24 protein-coding genes are annotated in these 26,611 nt (G+C 65.2%); 9 read left to right on the top strand and 15 right to left on the bottom strand.

Annotated elements, in window-relative coordinates; genetic code table 11:
* Window positions 1–5: 5 nt before the first annotated feature.
* The 4 genes from GPK94_RS07695 to rpmE form a co-directional block, all read right to left on the bottom strand.
* Window positions 6–548, bottom strand: a complete 543-nt coding sequence (locus GPK94_RS07695; RefSeq protein ID WP_215655416.1) for a GNAT family protein — start codon at window positions 546–548, stop codon at window positions 6–8.
* 12 nt (window positions 549–560) lie between these two features.
* The gene (gene hflX / locus GPK94_RS07690; RefSeq protein ID WP_186962827.1) at window positions 561–1,865 is read right to left on the bottom strand and encodes a GTPase HflX; all 1,305 of its coding nucleotides are present in this window, start codon (window positions 1,863–1,865) and stop codon (window positions 561–563) included.
* A gap of 21 nt (window positions 1,866–1,886) precedes the next feature.
* Window positions 1,887–2,393: a flavin reductase gene (locus tag GPK94_RS07685; protein ID WP_101693565.1), complete on the bottom strand. Its 507-nt coding sequence runs from the start codon at window positions 2,391–2,393 to the stop codon at window positions 1,887–1,889.
* Window positions 2,394–2,489: 96 nt separating this feature from the next.
* On the bottom strand, window positions 2,490–2,696 hold the full coding sequence (gene rpmE / locus GPK94_RS07680) for a 50S ribosomal protein L31 (protein WP_101693566.1): 207 nt from the start codon (window positions 2,694–2,696) through the stop codon (window positions 2,490–2,492).
* Window positions 2,697–2,893: 197 nt separating this feature from the next.
* Between rpmE and GPK94_RS07675 the strand changes: the two genes are divergently transcribed.
* A complete protein-coding gene (locus tag GPK94_RS07675) occupies window positions 2,894–4,273 on the top strand; it encodes an alanine/glycine:cation symporter family protein (RefSeq protein ID WP_215655414.1) in 1,380 nt (459 codons plus the stop codon).
* A 10-nt stretch (window positions 4,274–4,283) separates the two neighbouring features.
* Here GPK94_RS07675 and GPK94_RS07670 read toward each other — a convergent pair whose 3' ends face one another.
* From GPK94_RS07670 to GPK94_RS07640, 7 genes are all read right to left on the bottom strand, one after another.
* Window positions 4,284–5,210, bottom strand: coding sequence for an AEC family transporter (locus GPK94_RS07670; protein WP_215655412.1), 927 nt, complete (start codon window positions 5,208–5,210; stop codon window positions 4,284–4,286).
* A 63-nt stretch (window positions 5,211–5,273) separates the two neighbouring features.
* Window positions 5,274–8,885: a helicase-exonuclease AddAB subunit AddA gene (addA, locus tag GPK94_RS07665; RefSeq protein WP_215655410.1), complete on the bottom strand. Its 3,612-nt coding sequence runs from the start codon at window positions 8,883–8,885 to the stop codon at window positions 5,274–5,276.
* 56 nt (window positions 8,886–8,941) lie between these two features.
* Window positions 8,942–10,381: an alanine/glycine:cation symporter family protein gene (locus GPK94_RS07660; RefSeq protein WP_193536411.1), complete on the bottom strand. Its 1,440-nt coding sequence runs from the start codon at window positions 10,379–10,381 to the stop codon at window positions 8,942–8,944.
* A gap of 46 nt (window positions 10,382–10,427) precedes the next feature.
* On the bottom strand, window positions 10,428–13,742 hold the full coding sequence (locus GPK94_RS07655; protein WP_252192546.1) for a PD-(D/E)XK nuclease family protein: 3,315 nt from the start codon (window positions 13,740–13,742) through the stop codon (window positions 10,428–10,430).
* Between the two features lie 446 nt (window positions 13,743–14,188).
* On the bottom strand, window positions 14,189–15,664 hold the full coding sequence (gene guaB / locus GPK94_RS07650; RefSeq protein WP_101693572.1) for an IMP dehydrogenase: 1,476 nt from the start codon (window positions 15,662–15,664) through the stop codon (window positions 14,189–14,191).
* Window positions 15,665–15,722: 58 nt separating this feature from the next.
* Window positions 15,723–16,469 carry an acyl-ACP thioesterase domain-containing protein gene (locus tag GPK94_RS07645; RefSeq protein WP_215655408.1) on the bottom strand — a complete coding sequence of 249 codons (747 nt, stop codon included), beginning with the start codon at window positions 16,467–16,469 and terminating at the stop codon, window positions 15,723–15,725.
* A gap of 23 nt (window positions 16,470–16,492) precedes the next feature.
* Complete coding sequence (locus GPK94_RS07640; protein WP_101693574.1) at window positions 16,493–17,101, bottom strand: hypothetical protein; 609 nt, start codon at window positions 17,099–17,101, stop codon at window positions 16,493–16,495.
* Window positions 17,102–17,316: 215 nt separating this feature from the next.
* Here GPK94_RS07640 and spoVAD point away from each other — a divergent pair, with 215 nt between their 5' ends.
* The 8 genes from spoVAD (at window position 17,317) to GPK94_RS07600 (ending at window position 23,117) form a co-directional block, all read left to right on the top strand.
* Window positions 17,317–18,330 carry a stage V sporulation protein AD gene (gene spoVAD / locus GPK94_RS07635; protein ID WP_215655406.1) on the top strand — a complete coding sequence of 338 codons (1,014 nt, stop codon included), beginning with the start codon at window positions 17,317–17,319 and terminating at the stop codon, window positions 18,328–18,330.
* A 12-nt stretch (window positions 18,331–18,342) separates the two neighbouring features.
* Window positions 18,343–18,711 carry a stage V sporulation protein AE gene (gene spoVAE / locus GPK94_RS07630; RefSeq protein ID WP_101693576.1) on the top strand — a complete coding sequence of 123 codons (369 nt, stop codon included), beginning with the start codon at window positions 18,343–18,345 and terminating at the stop codon, window positions 18,709–18,711.
* Between the two features lie 138 nt (window positions 18,712–18,849).
* The gene (gene yfcE, locus GPK94_RS07625; RefSeq protein ID WP_101693577.1) at window positions 18,850–19,407 is read left to right on the top strand and encodes a phosphodiesterase; all 558 of its coding nucleotides are present in this window, start codon (window positions 18,850–18,852) and stop codon (window positions 19,405–19,407) included.
* A gap of 82 nt (window positions 19,408–19,489) precedes the next feature.
* A complete protein-coding gene (locus GPK94_RS07620) occupies window positions 19,490–20,092 on the top strand; it encodes a TlpA disulfide reductase family protein (RefSeq protein WP_215655404.1) in 603 nt (200 codons plus the stop codon).
* A complete protein-coding gene (locus tag GPK94_RS07615; RefSeq protein ID WP_180956887.1) occupies window positions 20,089–20,235 on the top strand; it encodes a CD1871A family CXXC motif-containing protein in 147 nt (48 codons plus the stop codon). Before GPK94_RS07620 ends, GPK94_RS07615 begins: the two co-directional genes overlap by 4 nt.
* The gene (locus GPK94_RS07610; protein ID WP_207730425.1) at window positions 20,228–21,100 is read left to right on the top strand and encodes a 4Fe-4S binding protein; all 873 of its coding nucleotides are present in this window, start codon (window positions 20,228–20,230) and stop codon (window positions 21,098–21,100) included. Before GPK94_RS07615 ends, GPK94_RS07610 begins: the two co-directional genes overlap by 8 nt.
* A gap of 31 nt (window positions 21,101–21,131) precedes the next feature.
* Window positions 21,132–21,638, top strand: coding sequence for a Gx transporter family protein (locus GPK94_RS07605; RefSeq protein ID WP_101693580.1), 507 nt, complete (start codon window positions 21,132–21,134; stop codon window positions 21,636–21,638).
* 183 nt (window positions 21,639–21,821) lie between these two features.
* Window positions 21,822–23,117, top strand: a complete 1,296-nt coding sequence (locus GPK94_RS07600; protein ID WP_195278344.1) for a hydrolase — start codon at window positions 21,822–21,824, stop codon at window positions 23,115–23,117.
* 75 nt (window positions 23,118–23,192) lie between these two features.
* On the opposite strand, the gene GPK94_RS07595 is transcribed toward GPK94_RS07600, so the two are convergent.
* The 4 genes from GPK94_RS07595 to GPK94_RS07580 all read right to left on the bottom strand — a co-directional run bounded on the left by GPK94_RS07595 (window position 23,193) and on the right by GPK94_RS07580 (window position 26,611).
* A complete protein-coding gene (locus GPK94_RS07595; protein ID WP_215655402.1) occupies window positions 23,193–24,560 on the bottom strand; it encodes a citrate/2-methylcitrate synthase in 1,368 nt (455 codons plus the stop codon).
* 141 nt (window positions 24,561–24,701) lie between these two features.
* The gene (locus GPK94_RS07590) at window positions 24,702–25,571 is read right to left on the bottom strand and encodes a patatin family protein (protein WP_215655400.1); all 870 of its coding nucleotides are present in this window, start codon (window positions 25,569–25,571) and stop codon (window positions 24,702–24,704) included.
* 17 nt (window positions 25,572–25,588) lie between these two features.
* Window positions 25,589–25,741, bottom strand: a complete 153-nt coding sequence (locus tag GPK94_RS07585; RefSeq protein WP_180956888.1) for a hypothetical protein — start codon at window positions 25,739–25,741, stop codon at window positions 25,589–25,591.
* A gap of 21 nt (window positions 25,742–25,762) precedes the next feature.
* Window positions 25,763–26,611, bottom strand: a complete 849-nt coding sequence (locus tag GPK94_RS07580; RefSeq protein ID WP_186962836.1) for a metal ABC transporter permease — start codon at window positions 26,609–26,611, stop codon at window positions 25,763–25,765.

Raw genomic sequence — 26,611 nt, 5'->3', positions numbered from 1 at the left:
GCCCCTCACTTTCCCCTTGTTCTCGCCCAGTCCGCGCGCGTCATGGCATAGCACAGCGTCAGGCGGGGCTCCCCGCCGAACGCGGTCAGACGCTGCATCCGGAGGAAGCGGAAGGAAAAGCCGCACTTCCGGATGACCCGCTTGGACTTCTGATTGCCGTCATAGTGATCGCACCAGATGGTGTGGAGGCCCAGGTCCTCAAACCCGTAGCGCAGCAGCTCCTCCACCGCCTCGGGGATGAGTCCCCGTCCCCAGTAGGCCGGGTCCAGGGAGTAGCCGATCTCGTCGTCCGGCCCTCCGGCCTCCTTCCGGTGCCGCCCGGTGAAGCCCGCCGAGCCGATGACCCGTCCATCCTGCCGGTGTACCACGGCAAAGACCCCGGGCTCGGAGAATACGGTGCGGATGATCTCCCGGCTCTCTTCCAGGCTCTCATGGGGCTTCCAGCCCGCGGGGGGACCCACCCTGGGGTCCTGGGCGTAGGAGAAGAGCTCCTCCGCGTCCCCCGCCTCAAAGGGCCGCAGGATCAGCCGTTCGGTTTCCAGACGCATCCTCTCTCCTCCTCAGTCCTCCCAGAATTCCTTGGGCGGTTTCCAGCCCTCTACGATATAGTCCTTCATGCGCCCCAGCAGGATGGGGGTGAGGATGCCCGTCACCTCGATGGTCTCCCCATACTCCACCTGCTCCACCTTGGCATCCCGGTAGAGCATATCCAGCAGCCCGCCCTGGTCATAGGGCAGGTGGAGCACCACCCGGCAGGCACCGGTATCCAGCCGCTTGCCGATCTGCTCCAGCAGCTGGTCCAGCCCCTGGCCGGTCTTGGCCGAGATGGCCACGATATCCTCCCCGTGGGGCACGATCTCCCCGGTATAGCGGTCGCACTTGTTGAATACGTCGATGCGGGGGGTCTCGGCGGCCCCCAGCTCCACGATGAGCTTCTCCACCACCGCGGCCTGGTCCCGCCACTCCGGGTTGGAGGAGTCGATCACGTGCAGCAGAAGATCGGCGTAGCTCAGCTCCTCCAGCGTGGCCTTGAAGGCCTCCACCAGGTGGTGGGGCAGCTTGGAGATGAACCCGACCGTGTCCGAGATGAGCACGGTGCAGGTGTCCGAGATCTCCAGCGTGCGGGTGGTGGTGTCCAGGGTATCGAAGAGGCGGTTGTTGGCGGGGATATCCGCCCCGGTCAGCTTGTTGAGCAGGGTGGATTTGCCCGCGTTGGTGTAGCCCACGATGGCCACCACCGGCACCTCGTTTTTGATGCGCCGCTCCCGCTGGACGCCCCGGACCCGGCGCACCTCCTCCAGCTCCTCCTTGAGCTTGGAGATCTTGCGGCGGATGTGGCGGCGGTCGGTCTCCAGCTGGGTCTCACCGGGGCCGCGGGTGCCGATGGGGGACTTGCCGCCCGAGGCGGTCTGGCGCACCAAGTGTCCCCACATGCCGGTCAGCCGGGGGAGCAGGTACTGGTACTGGGCCAGCTCCACCTGGAGGCGGCCCTCCCGGGTACGGGCCCGCTGGGCAAAAATGTCCAGAATGAGGGCCGAGCGGTCCATCACCGCCACCTTCAGCTCCTCGGAGAGTACCCGCTGCTGGGAGGGAGAGAGGGCATTGTCAAAGATGACCATGTCCGCTCCGCTGTTCTCCACCAGCTCCCGCACCTCGGCCACCTTGCCCTCGCCGATGAAGGTGCGGGGATCGGGGGTGTCCTTGTTCTGGAGCACCGAGCCCACGCAGGTGCCTCCCGCCGTCTCCAGCAGGTCCTCCAGCTCCTCCATGGTGGTCTCGGTGGCGTTCTCCTCGGCGCTCAGGCAGTGGGCGGAGAGGCCCACCAGCACGGCGCGGTTGATCTCTTTCGTGTTTTGTTCGGTCATAGTACCTCCTGTGGGCGTCCCTTATGCTTTTTGCAGGACCTCCACGATCTCGCCGATATACATCCGGTGATAGTCCTTCTCGGGATAGCACTGCTCCAGCACCGCCGGGTCGGTGAAGTGTCCGGGCTCCAGGTCCTGCCAGTAGAGCTTGCGGCAGACGATGACCAGCTCGGCCTCCTCAAAATAGGGGGCGTTCCCCTCCGCCGCGGCCACGGTGAAGCCGCACTCCCGGATCTTGTCCAGCTCCCGGCCGCTCTTGGCCCCGCACAGGGCCAGCTCCCGGCGGTACTTGTCGCCAAAGAAGGACAGAGTATAGTATCCCTCCCGCTCCACAAATTCCATCGTGTAGCGCTGGGGACGGATGACGCACATGGCCACATTTCTGCGCCAGAGCACACCCAGTCCGCCCCAGGAGGCGGTCATGGTGTTGCAGTGTTCCGGCGTGCCGGCCGTGACCAGCATCCACTGGTCGTTGAGCATGGAGAAGAGATTCTGATCGATCTCCTCCGGTCTGATCTTCCTGAACATGGTTGTCCCTCCTTGGATGGATGCTCCGCCCGGATGCTCCGGGGGGCGGGTACAGAAAAACCCGTACCGGAACCGGTACGGGTTTTCATTGGAATCTTACTTCTGATCCAGACCAAACTTCTTGTTGAAGCGGCTGACACGTCCGCCAGTATCCACCATCTTCTGCTTGCCGGTGAAGAAGGGGTGACACTTAGAGCAAACTTCAACCTTAATGTCCTTCTTGGTAGACCCGGTTTCGATCACATTACCGCAGGCGCACTTAATGGTAGTCTGTTCGTAATTGGGATGGATGCCTTCCTTCATTTTATGTTCACCTCTTTCTCCCAGGGGATCAGTCGTCATAAACGCAACTGATATACTACCACCTTTCCCCTGAAATTGCAACTGTTTTTTCAAATTTTTTTGATTTCTTTTTTGAGGGACATGGTCCTCCCGCCCGGCGCATACCTGTGTATCACCGGGGGTACCCCCGGATCTGCGCAACGGACGGAGGGTAAACTATGTCATTTCTCACCGCGCTGGGGGACGCCATCTGGAACCCCTGGCTTCTGCTTCTTTTTCTGCTGACGGGGCTATGGTATTCCCTGCGCACCGGCTTCTTTCAGATCTTCGAGGTCCGCCGCTGGCTCCGCGCCACCGTGGGCTCCCTCTTCCGCCGGCGGGGAGCGCGGTCCTCCGGGGGGCTGACCCAGTTTCAGGCCCTCTCCACCGCCCTGGCCTCCACCATCGGCACGGGCAGCATCGCCGGGGTGGCCACCGCCATCTTCTACGGCGGTCCGGGGGCGGTTTTCTGGATGTGGGTGTCCGCCCTGCTGGGCATGATGACCAGCTGCGCGGAAAAGACCCTCGCCGTGCGCTACCGGGAGCGCGCCCCCGGCGGCGGCTGGCAGGGCGGCCCCATGTGCTACATGGAGCGGGGCCTTGGGTCGCGGCCCCTGGCCCTCTGGTTCTCCCTGTGCTGTGTGGCAGCCTCCCTGGGAGGCGGGAACCTGGTGCAGGCCAACTCCATCGCCGCCGCCCTCCACAGTACCCTGGGCTGGGATCCACTGACCATCGGTCTGGCGGTGGCCCTGGGCTGCGGGGCGGTCATCCTGGGCGGGGTGGGGCGGATCGGCGCGGTCAGTGAGAAGCTGGTCCCGGCCATGGCGGGGCTCTTCCTCACCGGCGGGCTCTTTGTTATCCTCCGCCACGCCGACGCCCTTCCCGCCGCCCTCTTCCAGATCTTCTCCTGCGCCCTGTGTCCCCAGGCCGCCCTGGGAGGCGCGGCGGGGTATGGCCTGGCCGCCGCCATGCGCTACGGCGTGGCCCGGGGGGTCTTCACCAACGAGGCCGGCATGGGCTCCTCCGCCATGGCCCACGCCGCTGCCCAGGTGACCGATCCCGCCGAGGAGGGCATGTGGGGGATCTTTGAGGTGGGGATCGCCACCCTGACGGTCTGCTCCATCACGGCGCTGGTCATCCTGACCTCCGGCGTGTACGATCCGCAGGCCGCCCTGGACGCCATCGCCGGGGGCCATGTCTCGGGCACCCTGCTGGGCGCCCCCCTCTCGGCCGCGGCCTTCTCCACCGTGTTCGGCCCCTACGGGGGACTCTTCGTCTCGGTGTGCCTGCTCCTCTTTGCCTTTACCTCCCTGCTGGGATGGAGCTACTACGGGGAGCGGGGCCTCGCCTACCTCACCGGGAGCCGCCGGGCCTGCGCCCTCTACCGGGTGGTCTTTCTGGTGACGGTGGTGCTGGGGAGCGTGGGGGACGTGTCCGCCGTGTGGCAGCTGGCCGACATCTTCAACGGCCTCATGGCCCTGCCCAACCTGGCGGCCCTCCTGCTCCTCACCCCGGAGGCCCTCCGCCTGCTGCGCCATTGGCGGGAGCTCCAGCCCTGAACCTCTGCGCCTATCCCATCTGATAGAGACCCACCAGAATGGGCATGGTCACGATACACAGGAGGGTCGTCACCACATAGATGGCGCTGGCATAGTCGGCCTCCCGGTCATAGAGCTGTGCCATCTGGGTCACCGTGGCCGCCGACGGCGTAATGGCGGCCAGAAGGCTCACCAGCAGGATGGTCTCGCCGTTCTCCGCCAGGGCGGAAAGCCCGCTGAATTTCAGCAGCCCCAGCAGGATCAGCGGGACCACCACCAGGCGCAGGGCCGTCACCTTCCAGATGCCCCGGAAGGAGAAGGCCTTCTTCAGGTCCATCCCGCCGATCAGCATACCGGCCACCACCATACTGAGCGGCCCGATCATGCCGCCCATCCCCTCCATGGCGCCCGTCAGCAGCTCGGGCAGCCGGATGCCCGCTGCAAAGAGAACGACTCCCGCCAGCACCGCCAAAATATTGGGGTTAAGCAAAATTTTCCGGAGGGAAACCTCCCGCTCCCCGCTGAGGAGGATCCGGCAGTGTGTCCACAGCAGCGGGACCTGAATGGCCAGAAAGACGCTGGTGAAGACCACCCACTCTTTGCCCAGGATCGCACTGACGATGGGGATGATGAGATTTCCCGCATTGGAATACATCACAGAGGCCTGCTCCACCGCACGAAACCGCCATACCTTTCCAAGCAAGGTGACCAGCAAAAAGAGAACCACATGGATGACTACCGCCGTCAGCAGAGAGAGGAGCAGTCCTTTCACCAGCTCCGGCGTCCGCTCAATCTGAAAGGCGTTGAGCATCACGCAGGGCGAGACCAGGTAAAGGGTCACCACCGAAAGACTTCGGCTGTCCTCAGAGCGCAGAAGTCCGCTCCGCACCAGGACCCACCCAAGCAAAATCATCAGGAACAGCTCTCCGATCTGCTCCGCCAGCAGCAAACTGATCATGTTTCTCTCCTCTTTTTCTTCTCAAACACATGGGATTTCTCTCTGCCGATTTTTCCGGCAGGTTCACATCATTTCTACCCCTCGGTTCTCCGAAAAGAACCACAGCACCCGGCGGCAGACCGGGCGGCCGGTGATCTCCTCCAGAGCACGGCTGTACGCCTCCAGCTGGGGACGGTACTCCTCCGCCCTTTGGCGCAGGGCCTCCCCCGCCACCCGGTCGGTCTTGAAGTCCACCACGGTGATCCCCTCCGCCGTCTCAAAGAAGCAGTCCACCACGCCCTGGAGCAGGACCTCTTCGCCCTCTCCCGCCTGGGGCCAGTAGTCCCGGGCGGGGACCAGGATGGAAAACTTGAACTCCCGGCGGAGGGTGGCGGAGGAACACACCTCCCGCCCCAGGGGCGAGGCAAAGAAGGCGGCCAGACGGGCGGGGTCCACCGCCTTTCCCTGCTCCGGCGTGAGATACTCCTCCCGGACCAGGCGCTCCACCTCCCGGGCCACCTGGGCCTCCGAGGACGCCTTGGAAAAGTCGATGTACTGCATCACCAGGTGGAGGGCCACTCCCTTCTGGGCCGGGGTCAAACCGAACTCCTCCTCCGCAAAGCGGGGACGGCGGAGCACCCCCTCTCCCCGGCGTGTGCCCGCCTGGGGGGTGTGCTCGGCGGCCTCCCGGTCCAGCTCCCGCCCCTTGAGCTGGGTGGCGGTCAGCTTGGACGGGATCTCCACGTCCCGCGCCCAGGGATAGCGCCAGGTGAGGGCTTCCCGCAGCTCCCCCTCCCCCATGCCGGTGGGACGGACCGTCCGCACGGTCCGCTCCTCCGTCTGGGAGGACACAGGGGGACGCTTCAGCGCCCCGCCGGGGATCCAGCGGATGTCCCAGGCCGGACCCAGGGTGGCCAGGGTGGGCGGGACCTCCACCGCACCCGCGTCCCGGAGGGGGGCCGCCTCGGGCCGGGCCAGGACGGGCAGGAGGACCCACTGGCCCACCGACTGACAGGCGGCCAGGGCCTGAGGCTCCACCGGGCAACCCGCGTCGGGGGCCAGCCGGGCAATGTCCCGTCCGCCCCCGGTGAGGGCCACCGAGAGGATGAGCTTGTCCTTGGCCCGGGTCACCGCCACATAGAGCAGGCGCAGCTCCTCAGCCATCATCTCATACTCCAGCTGCCGGGCCACCGCCCGGCGGGCCAGGGTGGGGTACTCCACCATCCGCCCCACGTCCAGCCGCTTGGGCCCCACGCCCAGTCTGGGGTGGAAGAGGATGGGGCGCTGCATGTCCTCCCGGTTGAGCCGCCGGCTCAGGCCGCACAGCAGCACCACCGGGAATTCCAGTCCCTTGGAGCGGTGGATGGACAGGATGCGCACGCCGCTCCCCTCCCGTCCCGGGTCGGGCGCAGTGATGCGCTCCCCCTTCTCCTGCAGGCGGGTGAGGTAGGAGAGGAAGCCGTACAGTCCCCGGTGGCCCGCCTTCTCAAAGCGCCGGGCCAGCTCGGTGAGGAGCAGGAGGTTGGCCTGCCGCTCCTCGCCGTTGGACATACTCCCAAAGACCCCCATCAGGTTGGAGCGGTCATACAGCCGCCAGAGCAATTGATAGCAGCTCTGATCGGCCGCGCCGAAGCGCAGCTCCTCCAGCTCCTCCAGGAAGGCCCGGCAGGGCTCGTCCCCCCGCTCGGCCCCGGAGCAAACCGCCTGATAGAAGTCTCCATCCGGGCAGCCCGCCCGCAGCAGGGCCAGCTGGTCGGCGGTAAAGCCGTACACCGGGGAGCGCAGGGCCGAGATGAGGGGCACATCCTGCCGGGGATTGTCCACGATCTGGAGGAGGGCCAGAGCTACGTTCACCTCGGTGGAGGCAAAAAAGTCCCCTCCTCCGTCGGCCTCCCAGGAGATGCCCCGCTCGGCCAGCGCCCGGGCATAGTGGGGAAGCACGGTGTTGGGGGAGCGCAAGAGGATGACGATGTCGGAGGGCTCCGCCGGGCGGACTCCTCCCTTCCCGTCCCCCACGGGAAAGCCCTCGTCCAGAAGGGCGCGGATGCGCGCCGCGGCAAAGCGGGCCTCCTGCAGGTCCCGGGAGACCCTGGCCGCCCGCTCCTCGGCGGGGCGCTCCTCCTCGTCCTCTCCGGACAGGTCCAGGGCGTCCAGCTCCACGGCGGGATTGGGGATCTCCGGGAAATCGGGCCCCGGATAGAGAAACTCCTCGGGCGTATAGTCCATCTCGCCGAACTCCACCGACATGAGGTTGCGGAAGAGGAAGTTGGCCCCCTCCAGCACCTCAGGCCGGGAGCGGAAGTTCTTGCTCAGATTGATCCGCCGGCTCTCCCCCGCCCTGGCGTACTCATAGGAGGGGAAGGTGCGGTATTTCTCCAGAAAGATGGTGGGGTCGGCCAGCCGGAAGCGGTAGATGGACTGCTTCACATCCCCCACCAGGAAGAGGTTTTTCCCCTCCCGGGAGAGGGCGGAGAAGATGGCGTTCTGCACCTCGTTGGTGTCCTGATACTCGTCCACCATGATCTCGGCGTACCGCCCGGAGAGCTGCCCGGCCAGCTCGGTGGGCCCCTCCGGTCCCACCAGCAGCTCCACGGTCAAATGCTCCAGGTCGGAGAAGTCCAGCACGCCCCGGCGGCTCTTCTCGGCGGCATAGGCCCCCTCAAAGTCCCGCACCAGGGCGAAGAGGGCCCGCACCGCCGGGTGGACCGCCCGCAGGTCGTCCAGGAGATCGGCGCTCTCGTCCACAAAGCCCTCGGCCAGCTTCTCCATCCGCTTCTTGCAGCGATTGCGCAGGTCCTTCACCCGCTCGGCGTCGGCCAGCCCCGCCGGGACCTTCTTCCTCCCCGGCGTGGGGAAGGGGATGGGAAGGGCCTCCCGGGCGGCGTCCCACCCCTGGCGGGCGGCCTGGGAAAAGCGGCGCAGCCCCTCCAGTGTGGCGGACAGGCTGGGGGCGTAATTTCCCTCAAACACATCGTCGCAGGCGCACAGCTCCAGGGCCCGGGCCATCTGCCCGGCCCAGTAGTCGGCCTGCCGCCCGGCGTCCTCCAGCAGCAGCCGGCCCCATACCGTCTCGCCGGCCTCGGCCACGCCGTCCAGCAGGAAGGCACGCTCCTGCTCCGCCAGCCACGCCGCCGGGCGGGGATGGCTCTGGACCCGTCCCCGGATGTCCAGCACGATCTGGACCAGGCGGCTGTCGTCCCGCCCTGCCGACATGGTGTCCACCAGGAAGGAGAAGTCGTCCCCCTCCTCCAGCGTCTCATAGCGCCGCTCCAGCACCTCTGTGAGGGTGTCCAGCATGAGCAGGCCCGCCTCACTCTCGTCCAGCAGGCGGAAGTCCGGATGCAGGTCCAGCAGATGGCCCTGCTCCCGGAGGATCTGGGCGCACAGGGCGTGGACGGTGGAGATCTGCGCCTTGTAGACCAGCGTGGACTGGCGGCGCAGGTGCCCGTCCTCCGGATGGGCGGCCAGCCGGGCGGAGAGCTCCTCCACGATGCGGGAGCGCAGCTCCGCGGCGGCCGCCTTGGTGTAGGTGATGACCAGGAAGGCGTCCACGTTGAGCCCCTCCCGCTCCACCCGGTCCAGAAGCCGCTCCACCAGCACCCGGGTCTTGCCCGAGCCGGCGGCCGCCGACACCAGAAGGGTCCCGCCCCGGTTGTCCACCACCGCCTGCTGCTGTTTGGTCAGTTGAAATCCCATGCGCCTGGCTCCTTTCCCGGCCGCTCTTCCGGCCCTGTCTCATGCAAGGGAGGGGCTTACTCCTCCCACTTCCGGGCGTGTTCCTCGTTCCAGATCTCGGGGTCGCCCACCCCCACCTCGCTGGCCCGGTAGACCGGGTTCTTTCCCGCCCGGCGCTGCTCATTGTAGTCCCGCAGGACCCGGAGGGCCTGTCCGCCCAGCAGGAGGATGGCCACCAGGTTCACGAGAGCCATCAGGCCCATGAGCACGTCGGCCAGGTTCCACACGGTGGAGAAGTCCATCTGGGCCCCCAGGAAGACGGCGGCCACACAGGTTACCCGGAACAGGTTGAGTCCGGTTTTGGAATCCCGGATGAATTTGAAATTGGTCTCGGTGTAGTAGTAATTGCCCACCAGGGAGCTGAAGGCAAAGAGGAAGATGGACACCGTAATGAAGAGGGGTCCGAACTCGCCCACTTGGTTGAGCACCGCCGCCTGGACATAGCCCATGTCCTTGACCGCCGGGTCGATGGGCACCCCGGAGAGGAGCAGCATGAAGGCGGTGGTGGAGCAGATGAGGATGGTGTCGATAAAGACCGAGAGCATCTGCACCAGGCCCTGCTTGACCGGGTGGGACACGTCGGCCGCCGCCGCCGCATTGGGTGCGGAGCCCATGCCCGCCTCGTTGGAGTAGAGTCCCCGCTTGACGCCCTGCATGATGCAGGAGGCACCCAGACCGGCAAACATGGCCTTGGGGTCAAAGGCCTGCTGGAAGATCATGGAGAGCATGGCGGGCACCTGGCCGATGTTCTTGACCGTGATGAAGAGGCCCAGGGCGATATAGACGGCCGCCATGACCGGCACCAGGCCGGAGGTGATGGCGCTGATGCGGCGCACGCCGCCGAAGATGCTCACCGCCGTGAGGGCGGCCAGGATGCCGCCCACCACCAGAGGCCAGATCGAGTCGGCATAGTGGGGGATATAGTATTTCAGAGAAGTGCCCGCGTTGAAGGCCTGGAGGGCGTTGAAGCCGTAGGCAAAGCAGGCGATGAGGAGTACGGCAAAGACCACGCCCCACTTCCGGCTGCCCAGCGCCTTCTGGATATAGTAGGCGGGACCGCCCACCCAGTCCTCTCCGTGTTTTTCCTTATAGCACTGGGCCAGGGTGCTCTCGATAAAGGCGGAAGCCGCCCCCACCAGCGCCAGCAGCCACATCCAGAACACCGCGCCGTATCCGCCCACAGCGGTGGCGGTGGCGATGGCGGTGGCCACGCCGGCGATGTTGCCCGTCCCTACCCGGGAGGCGGTGGAGATCATCAGGGCCTGGAAGGACGAAATGTCCTTTCCGTCCCGCTTCTTCTCCCCCAAAACCCGGATGGCCTCGGGAAAGAGGCGGAACTGCACCGCCTTCGTGCGGAAGGTGAAATAGAGTCCCGTCACCACCAGCAGGGCGATGAGGATATAGGTGTACAGAAAGTTGCTCAGCTCTCCTAACAGCGAGTTGAACCAGGTGGTCATATACTTCTCTCCTTAAAAAATTTGATCTGCAAAATCGTGTGGGACCTCACAGCCCCAGCTTCCGCCAGAAATCCTCCCCCTTTACCGTGGGGAAGTAGCGGACGCGGTCCTCGCCCCGCCCCTCCTCAAAGTGGCAGGCGGGGGCGTAGTCACACCACTGGCAGGCGTTGTGGTCCGGTCCCCGCCAGAAGGGATCGGCGGCAATCTTTCCGGCCGCCAGCTCCGCGCCGATCTCCCGGAGGATGGCGGAAATGTGGCGCTCCAGCCGGCCAAGCCGCTCGGCCGAGACCAGGGCGTCGCCAGTGACGGCCCCCGTCCGGCTGGAGACCTTGACAGGCAGGAAGTGAATCCCCTCCGGCCCGGCGTGCTCCATGGCCGAGAGCACCTCCGGCTCGTCCAGAATGAGCCCCTTGCGCTGGAGCTCCCGGTCCATGGCCCGGCGGCGCTCGCTCTCGCTCATGGAGCGGCTCCCCGCCAGAACGGCGTCCCGGGCGGGCAGGTAGAGCACCCCCGCCGGTACGATATGTTTCCCGAAGCGCTCCTTCCCCTCCTCGGTCAGGGTGAAGAGGTAGAGGAGCATCTGAAGCCCCATACCGTTCCAGATGTCCGTGAGGTCGAAGGACTTCCGCCCCGTCTTATAGTCCACCACCCGGAGACAGAGCTTGTCCCCGTCCACCCAGCCGTCCACCCGGTCCACAAAGCCCGAGATGCTCACGGTCAGGCCGTCCACCTTCAGCTGGACCGGCGGCAGGTCCTTCCCCTGGCCGAAGCCCAGCTCAAAGGCGATGGGCTGGAAGTCGGAGCGGGAGAGCTCCTCCACCACGTTCTCCACCACGGCGTACACCGACTTGAGCAGACGCCGGAAAAGGTAGCGGAAGCGGGGGGACTCCCCCTCCAGGCCGCCCAGCTTCTCCCGGACATACCGCTCCACCACCGACCGGCTCAGGGCGTGCAGCTCCTCCTGCTCCATCTCCCGGGGGACGGGGACGGTGCCCTCTTTCGTCAGGGTGCGCAGCACGTGCTCCAGCACATAGTGGACAAAGGTGCCGTACTCCGGGGCCTGGAAGCCCGCCGGGCGGCGGGCCTTTGCCTTGAGGCCGTACTGCATGAAATAGGAGAAGTGGCAGGACTTGAACTTGTCCATGCGGGAGGCGGACATAGGCACCTGCTGTCCGTACAGGGCGGCCACCGCCGCGGGGGACAGGTGCCCCCGCTCCAGGGCGGCGGCCCGCTTCATCCGCTCCACCAGCGCCGCGTATTCCGGGAGGGCCTCCAGGGCCTCCTCCACCTCCGGATAGCGCCCGGCCAGCTCTAGGGCGGGCCGTGGGGCGCACAGGCGGAAGGTCCCGCCCGTCTGACTCTCCCGCTCCACCCCCAGGCCGGGGAACATCCCCCACAGGCGGCCCACCAGGAAGGCGGGACGGCGCTCCTCTCCCTCCGGTCCGGCGGCCGGCCAGCTCACCGAGAGCCGCTCCGTTGGAATACACAGGGACTCATAGACCGTGGTCATCTCCCGGTCCAGCCGGTCGGGCAAGCTGGGGGCCAGCTCCAGCCCGAAGGAGGCCAGAAGACTCCGGTCGTCGTCGTTGAGCAGGCCCGGCCCAGGGGAGGCCTGGGGGATGGAGGCATCGTCCGCCCCCAGCAGGAAGAGGGCCCTGCACCTCTTGTGGGCCAGGCGGGGCATCTCCCCGGCGTGGACCCGGTCCAGGGAGACCGGGATGGAGCCCACGCTGTACTGGGAGAGCACCAGGGAGAAGAGCCGGGCATACTCCTCCCCCTCCAGCGGCAGATCGCCCAGAATGCGGGCGCACTGCTCCATGGCGTCGCACAGGATGTCCCAGAGCTGGCGGTACTCCTCCGCCAGGGCGGGCTCTCCCCGGGCGCGGAGGGCCTCCTCCCGCTCCAGAAGGCGCTGGGGCAGGCCGATCTCCTCCAAAAACTGATAGAGGGCCATGGTCTGTCCCCGGCCGGTCCGGTCCACCCCCAGCCGGAGCTTCTCCAGGGGCCCGGTCACCTTCCGGCGCAGGGCGTTGAGCTCTGCCAGGGCGGCGCGGTCCTCCTCGCTCCAGGACAGGCCGTAGCCCTGGGGGTGCATGGTCCAGTCCCCCTTCTGGGTCCACTGCCCGCCCCGCAGGTTCCATTTGAGGGCATAGTTCTCCAGCCGGTCCCGCTCCTCGTCGGTGAGGTCGGTGAGCCCGGTCTTGAGATAGCGGAAGAGATCCTCATAGCGGTACTCCCCCGCCACCGTATCCAGGGCGGCTGTGATAAGAGAGAGCACCGGCTTTTGCAGGATGTCGCTCATCTCCCCCAGGAACACGGGCACTCCGTAGCGCCCGAACACCGTCTCGATCAGGGGGCCGTAGAGCTCCATGGAGCGGGCGGTCACCGCGATGTCCCGGAAACGGTAGCCCTCCTCCCGGACCAGGCGGAGGATCCCGGCGGCAGCCCGCTCCACCTCGGCGTAGGGGGCGGCCGCCTCAAAGAGGGAGATCCCCTCCCAGTCGCTTCTGGCCTCGCCCGGGCGCAGGGCGAAGAGCTCCTCCTCCACCGCCTGGAGGGCCGGGCTCCGCTCCCCTCTCCCCTCCAGCACCTGGGTATCGGCGGGAACTCTCCCCTCCCGGGCCAGGCGGAGGAGCTGCCGGGCGGTGCGCCGGGCCGTGGTAAAGAGTCCGCCCTCTCCGTCCCCCTCCTCCAGGGTGTCACAGGTGAGGGTCACCGTCACCGACCGGGCCTGCCGGAGCAGGACGGCCAGCACCTGGCGCTCCTGAGGAGTGAAGTCGGTAAAGCAGTCCAGATAGAAGTCCTTTCCCTGGGCCCAGCCGCTCCCCTCCAGGGCGGTGACCAGCCGGGTGAGCCGGTCCCGGGGGTCGGCCCCCTGCTGCTGGGTGAGGGCCTCATAGGCCCCGAAGATCAGGGCGATGTCCCGGAGCTTGTCCCCCTCGCCCCCGCCGGTCTCCTCCCCGGCCTCCCAGAGGGCCTCGGGAGAGATGCAGCAGCTCTTGAGCTCATCCACCGTGGAGAGGAGCCCCGTCAAAAAGGCCGGCTTGCGGGAGGGCCGGCGGTAGACCGTGAGTTTGTCGGCAATCTGCCGCAGGGCGGCATACATGAGCAGGAGCCGTCCCCCTGCGTCCAGTGCCAGGGTGGCCACTCCTCCGTAGACCGAAAAGACCCGCCCGGCCAGCCGGGTGAAGGAGAGGACCTCCGCATAGCGGGAGACCTGGTTCCCCGCGGCGGCGCACAGCCGGCGCTCACTGTCGTGGGAGTGCTGTTCCGGCACGATGAGGATCTGGGGGCGCTCCCCCCCGCTCTCCCGAATGCGCCGGAAGAGCTCGCCGGAGGCCGCGCCTCCTCCCCGGCTCAACAACAGATGCAGTATACTGGACCTCCTCCTTCCGCAGGGCGGCCTCTGGCCGTCCCTCCAGACTGTCAATAACGTGTACTTCTGCCCTTTGCACTGCAAGAGCCTCGCAGAGTTCCGTTGTCCGCAGACAACGGAAGAGAGGCAAAGCGTGTTTTCCGGCGGCGTGTACGTCGGAAAACACACCCCTCAGGCCGCAAGCGTGCGCCCCTTCCCAGGAACCCAAACGAAGCCCAGCGAAGCGGGTTTGTTTGGGAGAGGAGGGGCAAGGGAGTGAAATGAGCCCTGGCTGTCAGGCCGGGGCGAATGGTGCGGACTTTGACCCGACGATGCATGCAGCGGCCTGCATCCTCTCGAAAAAATGCTCGCATTTTTGAGAAGCATGTCGGACTTGTCCGACATGCGGAAGGGCCCGCGCCAACGCCTGGCGCGGGCCCTTGTGTTTGAGTTTACTGGGGGCTGACGGTGTAGTTGGGAGCTTCCTTGGTGATGTAGATATCGTGGGGGTGAGACTCCCGCAGGCCGGCCGCCGTGATCTGGATGAACTGAGCCTTCTGCTGCAGATCGGCGATGGTGGGGCAGCCGCAGTAGCCCATACCGGCGCGCAGGCCGCCCATGAGCTGATAGATGGTCTCGCCGGTGAGTCCCTTGTAGGGGACGCGGCCCTCGACGCCCTCGGGCACCAGCTTCTTGTTGTTCTGCTGGAAGTAGCGGTCCTTGGAGCCGCAGGCCATGGCGCCCAGAGAGCCCATGCCGCGGTACACCTTGAACTGACGGCCCTGGTAGACCTCGGTGTCCCCGGGGGACTCCTCACAGCCGGCCAGCAGGGAGCCCAGCATGACCACGTTGGCGCCGGCGGCGATGGCCTTGGCGATGTCGCCGGAGTACTTCACGCCGCCGTCGGCGATGATGGGCACGCCGTACTCGGCGGCCACGCAGGCCGCGTCATACACAGCGGTGATCTGGGGCACGCCGATACCGGCCACCACGCGGGTGGTGCAGATGGAGCCGGGGCCGATACCGATCTTCACACAGTCGGCGCCCGCCTCGATGAGGGCACGGGTACCCTCGGCGGTGGCCACGTTGCCGGCGATGAGCTGCACGTCAGGGTACAGGGCCTTGATGCGCTTGACACACTCCAGAATGTTGTGGCTGTGGCCGTGGGCGGAGTCCAGAGCCAGCACGTCGGCGCCGGCGTCCACCAGGGCGGAGACGCGGTCCATCACGTCGGAGGTGACGCCGATGGCGGCACCCACCAGCAGGCGGCCCTTCTCGTCACGGGCGGAGTTGGGGTAGACGCTGGCCTTCTCGATGTCCTTGATGGTGATGAGGCCCTTCAGGTTGCCCTTCTCGTCCACCAGGGGCAGCTTCTCGATCTTGTGGCGGCGCAGGATCTCCTTGGCCTCCTCCAGGGTGATGCCCTCCCGGGCGGTGACCAGGTTCTCCTTGGTCATCACGTTGTCGATGAGCTGGTTCATATCGGTCTCAAACTTCATATCGCGGTTGGTGATGATACCGATGAGACGGCCGTTGTCACAGATGGGCACACCGGAGATGCGGTACTTGGCCATCAGCTCGTCGGCCTCGGCCAGCGTGTGGCCGGGCGCCAGCCAGAAGGGGTTGGTGATAACGCCGTTCTCCGAGCGCTTGACCATATCCACCTGCTCCGCCTGGGCGCCGATGGACATGTTCTTGTGGATGATGCCGATGCCGCCCTCCCGGGCGATGGCGATCGCCATGCGGTACTCCGTCACGGTATCCATAGCGGCGCTCATCAGAGGAATGTTCAGGGTGATCTTCTTGGTGAGCTTGGTGGTCAGGTCAATGTCCGCGGGGAGTACGTTGCTCTCAGCAGGCACCAGGAGCACATCATCGAAGGTGAGCCCCTGCTTGGTAAACTTCTGGCTTGCATCCGTATTGACCATAGTGCATCTCCTTATCTGCAATGAATTTTTCCTATTTTACTATCTGTGTCGAAGGTTGTCAACCCTCCGTTTCCGAAAGGGGCGCAAGGGTGAGGGCCGCGTCAAACCGGCTCTTTCCATCCCGGTCGGAGCCGTGGGCATACCACATGCCGTTCTCCGTGCCGGTATAGACCTCAATGGTCTCGCCCGGCAGGCATTCCGCCAAAAATCCCACCTGGAGCTCCGAGAGGAACTTCCCCTCGCCCAGCTTCTCCATATGCAAAGCGTCGCAGATAAAATCGGCGTATTTGCTGTTGTTCACATGGCGGTTGACGTCGGCGTCGCTGTAGTGCATGCGCCGCTCCTCCGCCAGGGCCATCTCCGCGGGCAGGTGGATCTTGCCCAGGGTGCGCTCCTTGCACAGCTCTCCCCCGTCGGTCCCGACAAACTCCGTCACCTTGGACAGGCGCAGGAGCTTGTGGGTCTCCAGATCGGCCAGCACCCAGGTGGAGACCGCCTCGCCCACATAGACCCCGTCCACATACAGGTCATAGTCCCGGTAGGTGGAGGCCCCCTTGCCGCCCCGGTGCCAGGTCTTTACCGTGACGGTCTCGTTCCAGTGGAGAGGCCGCTCCAGCCGGTACCAGATCCGGGCCAGCATCCAGAAGCAGTTGTACCGCTCCAGCGTCTCCTCCCGGGAGACATGCAGGGCCACGGCCGCCTCGGTGGCCGCTTCCTGCAAAAGCCCCAGCAGGGCCGAGGGGCGGCACTGGTTGAAGGGATCGGTATCCCGGGAGTCAATGGTATATTCATAGGTGAAATACATATATTTCCCTCCTCTTTCCGCCGTCACGCCCGGCGTCCGTGGATGCGGAGGGTGTGCTTGCAGCAGATGTCCTCAATATCGCTCTCGGTGGCGGCGGGGATGCGCAGATCGCCCCCGCACGCGGCACAGACCAGGTCCACCGAGCTGTAATTGACCTGGAGCTTCCACTCCTTCCCGCCGCAGGAGCAGGAGATCCCGCCCCGCTTGGCGATGTCCCGGATCTCGGAGAGCACCTCGTGCATGACGATCTCATCCAGGAACGCGCCCCGCTCGCCGGCCTCCCGGTGGAGCTTGTCCACGGCCTCCTCCAGGCGGCGCACCGCGCCGAACACGGTGTCCTCCTCGCCCACATAGCAGCAGTCCAGGCCCGACTTCCCGCAGGAGAAGGCCAGTCCCCGCCGGTGGAGAAAGTCATGGCTGGCGCAGGTCACCCGGTGCTCGCCTCCGCAGGAGACACAGGGCACGGTCAAATGCACCCGATCCCCCATCATCTCCACCCGCAGGGCCGATTTCCCGCAGGGACAAGGCAGCTCATTGGGGGCCGCGGCCAGCTGGAACACGCTCCGCTCCAGGATCACGCTCTGCCGGCAGGCGGGACAGATATAGGCAATGGTTCGTTTCTCTTCCGCCATAAAAACTCCTTTTTTCCACAAAAGCAGTGCCGCCGCGCCGCGCATGCACTCCTCCCAAAAGGAGTGCCCGCTGTCTTCCGCGGCCGCACAGGATAAAAATATTATACTCGAAACATCCCGCTTTGACCAGACGTTCCCCCCACAAAATCCGCGTGCATAAGACCCTTTCTTTTTGTTCAAACTAGGCCCGAGAACAACATTTGGAGGCGAAAGGCATGAACAGCAAACGACGGGGCAAGCAGACCGTGGCTCTGACGCGCCCTCCTTCCATCGCCGGCTTTGCCAGCGTGGTGGGGAAAAAAGAGGGCGAGGGGCCGCTGGCCGCCACCTTTGACCAGATCGGCGCGGATGACACCTTCGGCGAGACCAGCTGGGAGAAGGCCGAGAGCGCCATGCAGCGTCTGGCCCTGTCCGCCGCCCTGGAGAAGGCGGAAAAGGCCGCCTCCTGTCTGGATTATATCCTGGCCGGGGACCTGCTCAACCAGTGCATCGGCACCGGATTTGCCGTCCGGGGGACCGACGTCCCCTTTTTCGGCCTGTATGGGGCCTGCTCCACCATGTCCGAGTCCCTCTCTCTGGCAGCCATGCTGCTGGACGGGGGGTTCGGCACCCTGACGGCCGCCGTGACCTCCTCCCATTTCTGCTCCGCCGAGCGGCAGTACCGCACCCCCCTGGAATACGGCGGCCAGCGCACCCCCACCGCCCAGTGGACGGTGACCGGGTCGGGCGCGCTCATCCTGACCGCCGAGGGGAGCGGCCCCTATGTGACCCATGTCACCACCGGCAAGATCGTGGACAAGGGCATCCAGGACCCGGCCAATATGGGGGCCGCCATGGCCCCGGCGGCCTACGACACCATCCGCAACCATCTCTCGGACACGGGGCGCAAGCCCTCCTTCTACGATCTCATCGTCACGGGGGATCTGGGCAAGCTGGGCCATGAGATCGTGCTGGACTTTTTCCACCGGGACGGCGTGGATCTGAAAAACCTGGTGGACTGCGGGGTGCTCATCTACGATCTGGAGGGGCAGGACGTCCACTGCGGCGGCTCGGGCTGCGGCTGCTCCGCGGTGGTGCTGGCGGGCCATCTTCTGAACGGCATGCTCCAGGGCCGGTGGAAGCACATCCTGTTCTGCGGCACCGGCGCCCTCCTCTCCCCCACCTCCACCATGCAGGGGGAGAGCATCCCAGCCATCTGCCACGCGGTGGCCATCTCCACCCAGGTTTGAGGAGGAATGCATATGGATCTCTTTTGGGAATATGCCCGCGCCTTTCTGTGCGGGGGCGTCCTGTGTCTGATCGGACAGCTGCTCATTGACAAGACCTCCCTCACGCCCGCCAAGATCCTGGTGACCTATGTGGTCTCCGGCGTGGTCCTGGGCGGGCTGGGGATCTATGAACATCTGGTGGACTTTGCCGGCGCCGGGGCCACCGTCCCCCTGACCGGGTTCGGCTATCTGCTGGCCAAGGGCGTGCGCAAGGCGGTGGAGGAACAGGGCGTAATGGGGGCGCTCACCGGCGGGATCACTGCCGCCGCCGGAGGGATCACCGCCGCCATCTTCTTCGGCTACCTGGTGGCCCTTCTCTTCAAGCCCAAGCCAAAGTCCTAAAGCCTGTTTGAGAGACCTGTCGAACCTATTCACGCACGCTGAGTGCCTGTCCACCCGTTTGGGGGACAGGCGCTCTTTTCTTTCCCCATGTCTTTGTGGTATACTCAATCGTATTCCAACGCAAAGGAGTATCCGCTCATGAAATGGCTCATCGCTTCCGACCTGCACGGGTCGGCTTACTGGACAGCCCGCCTGCTGGACGCCTTCCACACCGAGGGCGCCCACCGGCTGCTCCTGCTGGGGGACCTGCTCTACCACGGGCCCCGCAACGACCTGCCCCGGGACTATGCCCCCAAGGAGGTCATCGCCATGCTCAATCCCCTCGCCTCCCAGATCCTGTGCGTCCGGGGCAACTGCGAGGCGGAAGTGGATCAGATGGTGCTGGACTTTCCCGTCCTGGCCGACTATGCCCTCCTCCAGGAGGGGGAGCACCTGATTTTCGCCACCCACGGGCACCAGTTTCATCTGGACCACCCGCCCAAGCTCCAGCCCGGAGACATTTTGCTCCACGGACATACCCACGTCCCGGTCTGTGTGGAGGGGCCGGTCTTTACCTATCTCAACCCCGGCTCGGTCTCCATTCCCAAGGAGAACAGCCCCCACAGCGTCCTGCTGCTGGAGGACGGCCGCTTCCAGTGGAAGGACCTGGAGGACGGACACGTCTTTCAGGCCTGGTCCATGTCCCCTGCCCGGTAAAGACATGGACGTTCCCGCTCCCCTGTGGTAGAATCAAACTACTGCAATCCCCCATTGATTCCAAATCTATAAGGAGTATTTTATGAAATTTCCCCGACTCTTGCTCCCCTCGGCTCTGCTGCTGGCCTGTACCCTGAGCGCCTGCGGCGGCGGAACCACCGCCGCCTCGCCCTCGCCCTCCCCTTCCCCCTCGCCCTCTGCCGCTGCGGAGGATACGGCCCAGGAACAGAGCGGCGTCCTCAGCACCTTTACCGCCACCGACCTGAACGACCAGGCGGTGGACCAGTCCATCCTGGCCGACTATGACCTGACCATGATCAACGTCTGGGGTACCTTCTGTCCCCCCTGCAAGGAGGAGATGCCCGCGCTGGCCGAGCTGCACACCGAGTACGCCGACCAGGGCTTCCAGATCGTGGGCATCGTCAGCGACGTGCTCAACCAGGACGGCACCCTCAATCCGGAGCAGGTGGAGGAGGCCCGCACCATCGCGGAGGGCTCGGGCGTCACCTACACCAATCTCCTCCCCTCGGAGAGCCTCTATCCCATCCTGGGGCAGATTTACGCCCTGCCCTCCACCTTCTTTGTGGACTCCGAGGGCAACCAGGTGGGGAAGTTTTACATGGGGGCCAAGACCAAGGACCAGTGGGCCGCCGTCATTGAGGAGACCCTGGAGGAAGTGCAGTGAAGAACGTGCGCGCCTTTCTCCCCACTCTGCTTGTGCTGGGGCTGGGGGCGGCCCTGATGGTGGTGGGCACCCGTCTGGGGGGACGGGACGCGGTCTTTATGAAGGCCGTGAATCTCTGTCTGGAGTGTGTGGGCATTGGATAAGAAGCGCCGCGGTCTCCGGACCTGGGTCCAGCTGGCCTGGACCGCCCTCACCAACGGCTATGTGCAGGGCTTTACCTCCGGGACCATCTGGAAGGGTCCCTCCAAGGCCTACTGCGTCCCGGGGCTCAACTGCTACTCCTGCCCCGGCGCGCTGGGCGCCTGCCCCCTGGGCGCCCTCCAGTCCACCCTGGCCAGCGGCCGGGCCAGGACCGCTCTGTATGTGCTGGGCTTTCTGATGTTCATCGGCGCGGCCCTGGGCCGCTTTGTGTGCGGCTGGCTGTGTCCCTTCGGCCTGGTGCAGGACCTGCTCCACAAGATCCCCTTCGTGCGGAAGCTGCGCCGTCTGCCCGGGGAGAAATGGCTGCGCAGGATCAAATACCTGCTGCTGATCGGCTTTGTCATCCTGCTCCCCCTCTTTGCGGTGGACGCCTTCGGACAGGGCTCCCCCTGGTTCTGCAAGTACGTCTGCCCCTCCGGCACCCTGCTGGCCGGCTGGCCCCTGGCCGCCGTCAATCCCATGCTGCGGGACGTCCTCGGGTTTCTCTTCGCCTGGAAGAGTCTGCTCCTCATCCTGCTGATCGTGCTCTCTCTTCTGGTCTACCGTCCCTTCTGCCGGTATCTGTGTCCCCTGGGGGCCATTTACGGCCTCTTGAACCCCATTTCCCTGTACCGGCTGAAGGTGGACGCCCACCGCTGCACCAGCTGCGGCCACTGCCAGAGCGCCTGTAAGCTGGACATCCCGGTCTGGCAGCGCCCCAACAGCGTGGAGTGCATCCGCTGCGGCGACTGCCTCCAGGCCTGTCCCACCGGCGCCATCACCTCCACCCCGGCCCAGCTGCGCAGGGCCTGCCGGGGCAGATCCTGATTTCTCCCCTGCTGTGAAAGGAGCGCCCGCCTTGTCTGTTTCCCGACTGACCCGCTGCGCCGTACTGACGGCTCTGGCCCTGGCCCTCTCGGTGGCCGAGGGTCTGGCCCCGCTGACCATCCTCATCCCCCTGCCCGGCCTGCGGCTGGGCCTGGCCAATCTGGTGACGGTATACGCCCTGTGCCGCCTCTCCGGGCGGGAGGCTCTCCTCATCCTCCTGGCCCGCTGCTTCCTGGGCAACCTTCTGGGGGGCAATCTGATGGCCCTGGCCTTCTCCCTGACCGGCGGACTGCTGGCGCTGGGGGTCATGGCCCTCCTGCTCCGGCTCCCCGCCCTCTCCCTCTACGGCGTATCCATCGCCGGGGCCGCCGCCCACAACACCGGGCAGATCCTGGCCGCCATGGCTGTGCTGGGCAGCCGGGCCCCGCTGGTCTATCTGGCCCCGCTGCTCCTCTGCTCTCTGGTGACGGGGGCGGTCACCGGAGCGGTCTCCCTCCTGCTGGTACGGCGGGTGCCCGCACCCTTCTCCGCCGCCTGACCGGACCTTTTCCAAATCTTACACGATTCGACGGAATTTCGTAAGAATTTGTAACCTGTTTGTGGTTTTTTTCGGTCCTTTCCGCGCTATGATAGTGTCTGCCGGAGGAGCATCGTCCCCTGGGACGCCGTCTTCTCCTCCTTCCTCCGGAAATACAGATGATAAAGAGAGGATGCGAGCTTTATGAATTGCCTGAAACGCGGCGCGGCCTTTTCTCTGGCCCTACTGATGACCTTTTCTCTGGCCGCCTGCCAAAAGCCCGGCGCAACACCCGGACCGGAGCCGAGCGCCTCCGCTGCCCCGGCCCCCACGCCCACACCCACGCCCGACCCGGAGGAGGCCGTGCGCACCTACTGGTCGGAGGACCAGCTCACCCAGGCCTGGGGCCCCAACCAGGTGGTGGAGCATCTCTTCTTCCACCCGGTCATCGCCTATCCGGAGTTCACCTTCTCCAGTGCCGTGCCGGAGAACCGGCAGAAGGGCCTGGACGACTGGATGCTCACCGCCGACGAGTTCAAGAAGATCCTGGACGAGCTCTACCGGCGGGACTATATCCTGGTCAACATGTGCGATGTGTGGAGCGAGTACACCACTGAGAGCGGCGAGTCCCGGATGCAGCGCAACACCCTCATGCTGCCCGAGGGCAAGAAGCCCCTGGTCCTCTCCTTTGACGATGTGAACTACTACGAGTACATGCTGGCCGAGGGCTTCACCTCCAAGCTGGTGCTGGGCGAGGACGGGGACATCTGGGCCGAGTGCACCGATCCCAACACCAAGGAGACCTTCCTCACCCAGGATCTGGACGCCACTCCCATTCTGGACCAGTTTGTCCGGGCCCACCCGGACTTCTCCCTCAACGGCGCTAAGGGCTGCTTCTCCCTCACCGGCTATGAGGGCATCCTGGGCTACCGCACCCAGAACGACATCGACATCGCCGCCGACGACCCCCGCCGTCCCGCCTTTGACGCCAACCGCCAGGCCGAGATCGAGGCGGTCAAGCCCATTATTCAGCGCCTCAAGGACACCGGCTGGACCTTCGGCTCCCACACCTGGGGCCACATCAACCTGGGCTCCTCCAAGGTGGATCTGGACTGGGTCAAGCGGGACACCGTCCGCTGGGCCGAGGAGGTGGGCTCCCTGGTGGGTCCCACCAATATCCTCTTCTATCCCCACGGCGCCCGCCCCGACGGGGACGACTGGCATCAGACCGGCCCCAAGCTCCAGTACCTCCAGAGCCAGGGCTTCCGGATCTTTGCCAGCGTGGGCGTCAACTCCTTCTCCTACATCAAGGACGATCTCTCCGCCGTCATCTGCGACCGGCTCCATCCGGACGGGACCACCCTGCGCTACGGCGGACACCACTACACCCAGTTCTATGACGTGCGGGACATCATGGATACCGTCCACCGCCCCGACTACGGCAACAACTGGGCCGAAAAGGCCTCCATCCTGGATCAGATCCAGAAGCCCGGGGCCTGAGCACAAAACAAGCCCCCGGCTTTCCTCCCTGTTGCGGGAGGACAGCCGGGGGCTTTTTCATGGATGTCTGGGCGCTCAGTCCCGCTCCTTGAGGGGCAGGTAATCCTGATGGGTGCCCACATACTGATAGGCGGGCCGGATGATCTTGCCCATGTTGATGAGCTCCTCCATCCGGTGGGCGCCCCAGCCTGCCATGCGGGCCATGGCAAAGAGGGGGGTATAGAGCTCCTGGGGCAGGTCCAGCATGTGATAGACGAAGCCGGAGTAGAAGTCCACGTTGGCCGATACGCCCTTGTACATCTTCCGCTCGCCGGAGATGACCTCGGGACCCAGGCGCTCCACCAGGGAGTAGAGCTCGTACTCCTCCATGCGTCCCTTCTCCCGGGAGAGCTTTTCCACCATCCCATGGAGAATGTTGGCGCGGGGATCGGACAGGGAGTAGACCGCGTGGCCCATGCCGTAGATCAGGCCGGACTTGTCAAAGGCCCGCTTGTCCAGCAGGGCCCGGAGATAGGCCCGCACCTCGTCCTCGTCCTTCCAGTCCCGGACCACCTGCTTCATGTCCTCAAACATCTGGATGACCTTGATGTTGGCACCGCCGTGCCGGGGGCCCTTCAGGGAGGCCAGGGCGGCTGCGATGCAGGAATAGGTGTCGGTCCCCGAGGAGGTGACCACGTGGGTGGTAAAGGTGGAGTTGTTGCCGCCGCCGTGCTCGGCGTGGAGCATCAGGCAGATGTCCAGCACGTGGGCCTCCCAGTAGGAGTAGGCCGAATCAGGCCGCAGGAGGGCCAGGATGCTCTCGGCGGTGGAGTGCTCGGGCTGGGGGGCGTGGATGTACAGGCTGCTGCCGCTCTTGTAGTTGTAGGCCTGATAGCCGTACACCGCCAGCATGGGAAAGACCGCCAGCAGCTGGAGGCACTGGCGCATCACATTGGGCAGGGAGATGTCGTCGGCGTCCTCGTCATAGGAGGCCAGGTTGAGCACGCTCCGGGCCAGGGAGTTCATGATGTCCCGGCTGGGGGCCTTGAGGATGATGTCCCGCACAAAGTTGTTGGGCAGAGTGCGGTAGTAGGAGAGCTGCCCGCGGAACTCCCGGAGCTGGGCCTCATTGGGCAGCTGGCCCAGCATCAGAAGGTACGCCGTCTCCTCAAAGCCGTAGCGCCCCTCCTTCAGCACGCCCTGTACCAGGTCTTCCACATTGATGCCCCGGTAATAGAGCTTGCCCTCACAGGGGACGCTCTCACCGTTGACCACCTGCTTGGCCACAATATCAGAAATCTCCGTCAGACCGGCCACAACGCCCTTGCCGTTCAGGTCTCGCAGACCGCGCTTGACGTCATAACGCACGTAGTCATCCGGGTTGATGCAACTATTCTCTTGGGTCAGGGCCGCCAAGCGCCGGATCTCTTCGGTCACGACGCCGTAATTCGGATTGCTCGCCATACAAAAACCTCCATTCTATGCGCACTTTTTCCACGGCACCATACACTTTTGCCTCCTATGGCGCAATTGTTTGAGGTCTACTATAGCATGAAAATGTTACCATATTATGAATGGTCCTGTAAATTTTCCTGCAAAACCGTTTTACCGCCCCGCCGTCTCTTCCAGACCGAGAAAGTCCCGGATCTCCTCCATGCGCTCCATGGCCTGGTCATAGCCGGACTGCCAGAGGGCGCGGATCTTGTCCACATCCCGCTCCACCCGGGAGAATCCACGGGTGTCCTCGGGGGCCAGCAGCAGGACCTTTCCCTCCCGCTCCAGGCGGAAGAGCTCCTCCCGGTCGGCGTTGTAGGTCTCGGCCCGGCGGCGCATGGTCTCGCAGAAATGGGGATACTTGTGATAGCGCAGGTCGATGAGGGGCTGGAGCTTCTCCGGCTGCCGGCGGTAGCTCCGCTCCCGGGTGAGGACCACCACCACCCGGTCGCATCCCTGCTGGAAGGCCCGCCGGAAGGGGATGGCGTCGGCCGCCCCGCCGTCCAGGCACTTGATCCCGTTCAGCTTATAGATGGGAAAGAGCAGGGGCATGGCGCAGGTGGCCTGTAAGAGCAGGAACTGGTCGTCCCGGCGGGGGACCTCCAGGTACTCGGGCCGCCCGGTCTCCAGGTTGGTGACCACCGCCTCGGCCTTTCCGGGCCAGGCGGCAAAGGTCTCATAGTCAAAGGGGACCAGGCGGTTGGGAATCTCCTCATAGGTAAAGCGCAGGCCGAAGTAGCAGTGGTTGCCCGGACGGAGGAGGTTGCGCTTGCTCATATACCGCTTATCGTTGGCATAGCGGGTCAGAATCTCCAGATTCCGCCCGAACTGCCCCGAGAGGTAGCTCACCCCGTAGGCGATCCCGGCGGAGACCCCCACCACATAGGAGAAGTCCACCCCGCCCCGCAGCAGGCCGTCCGTCACGCCGCTGGAGAAGATGGTGCGCAGCGCTCCGCCCTCCAGCACGATTCCCGTTTTCATGGTTTCATTCCTTCTTTCTATCCCACGGCTGGGACCGTCATACAGACGGCAGAGGTCTGGCCCGGGGGCCCTTCCCTCCGGTGCTGTCCATCCCAGTAGGACAGCGCGCCCACCAAAAGTGCCAGCAGCACCAGGACCAGGACGATTTGAAGACTCTGCCGTTGTTTCATGAAGTGTTCCCCCTTCTTTTCTTACATCCGCCGGGTGCGGAAACAGAAGGTCAGCGCAAAATAGATCGCCAGATAGAGGGTGATGCACGCGCCGGTGGAGGCCCCCACCTGATAGGAGGTCAAGAGCCCCGCAATTCCGGCCACCAGGGCGCCCACCACCGAGAAGAGATGATACTGCCGCAGGTTCCGGGCCAGATTCCGCCCCGCCGCCGCGGGCAGCACCAGAAGCGAGTTGATGACCAGCAGGCCCACCCAAGTCATGGACACCGTCACCACCACGGCGATGGCGGCGGCAAAGAGGCTCTCCTGCCAGAACACCCGGATGCCCCGGCTGTCGGCCAGGGCCGGATGGACCGAGGCCAGCATCAGCTGGTTGAAGGAGCACACCCACAGCACGACCACCACCAGCAGGATGGCCGCCAGGAGGCCGATCTTTCCCGGCTCCACGCTCAGGATATCGCCCACCAGCAGGGCGTTGAATTTGGTAAAGCTTCCCCCGCCCAGGGTGGCGATGAAGATGCCCAGGGCCACCGCCGTGGAGGAAAAGACCCCGATCACCGTGTCGCTGGCCAGGTTGGTGTGCCGGCGGACGTAGGTAAACAGCACGGCAAAGATCACCGCAAAGACCACCGCGCACCACATGGGCTCGGCCAGACCGCACAGGGACCCGATGGCGATCCCGGTAAAGGCCGAGTGGCCCAGCGCGTCGGAGAAGAAGGACATCCGGCTCTCCACCACCATCGTGGAGAGCAGGCCAAAGAGGGGCGAGATCACCAGGATGGCCAGCAGCGCGTTTTTCATGAAATACATGCTGTCCGGCTGGGCCCACTCAAAGGGGAGCAGTTCTACCAGAGCATACCACAGCTCCAT

Source organism: Pseudoflavonifractor sp. MCC625, from assembly GCF_018784545.1.
Taxonomy (GTDB): domain Bacteria; phylum Bacillota; class Clostridia; order Oscillospirales; family Oscillospiraceae; genus Pseudoflavonifractor_A; species Pseudoflavonifractor_A gallinarum.
This window is presented reverse-complemented; position numbering and strand designations above follow the sequence as displayed.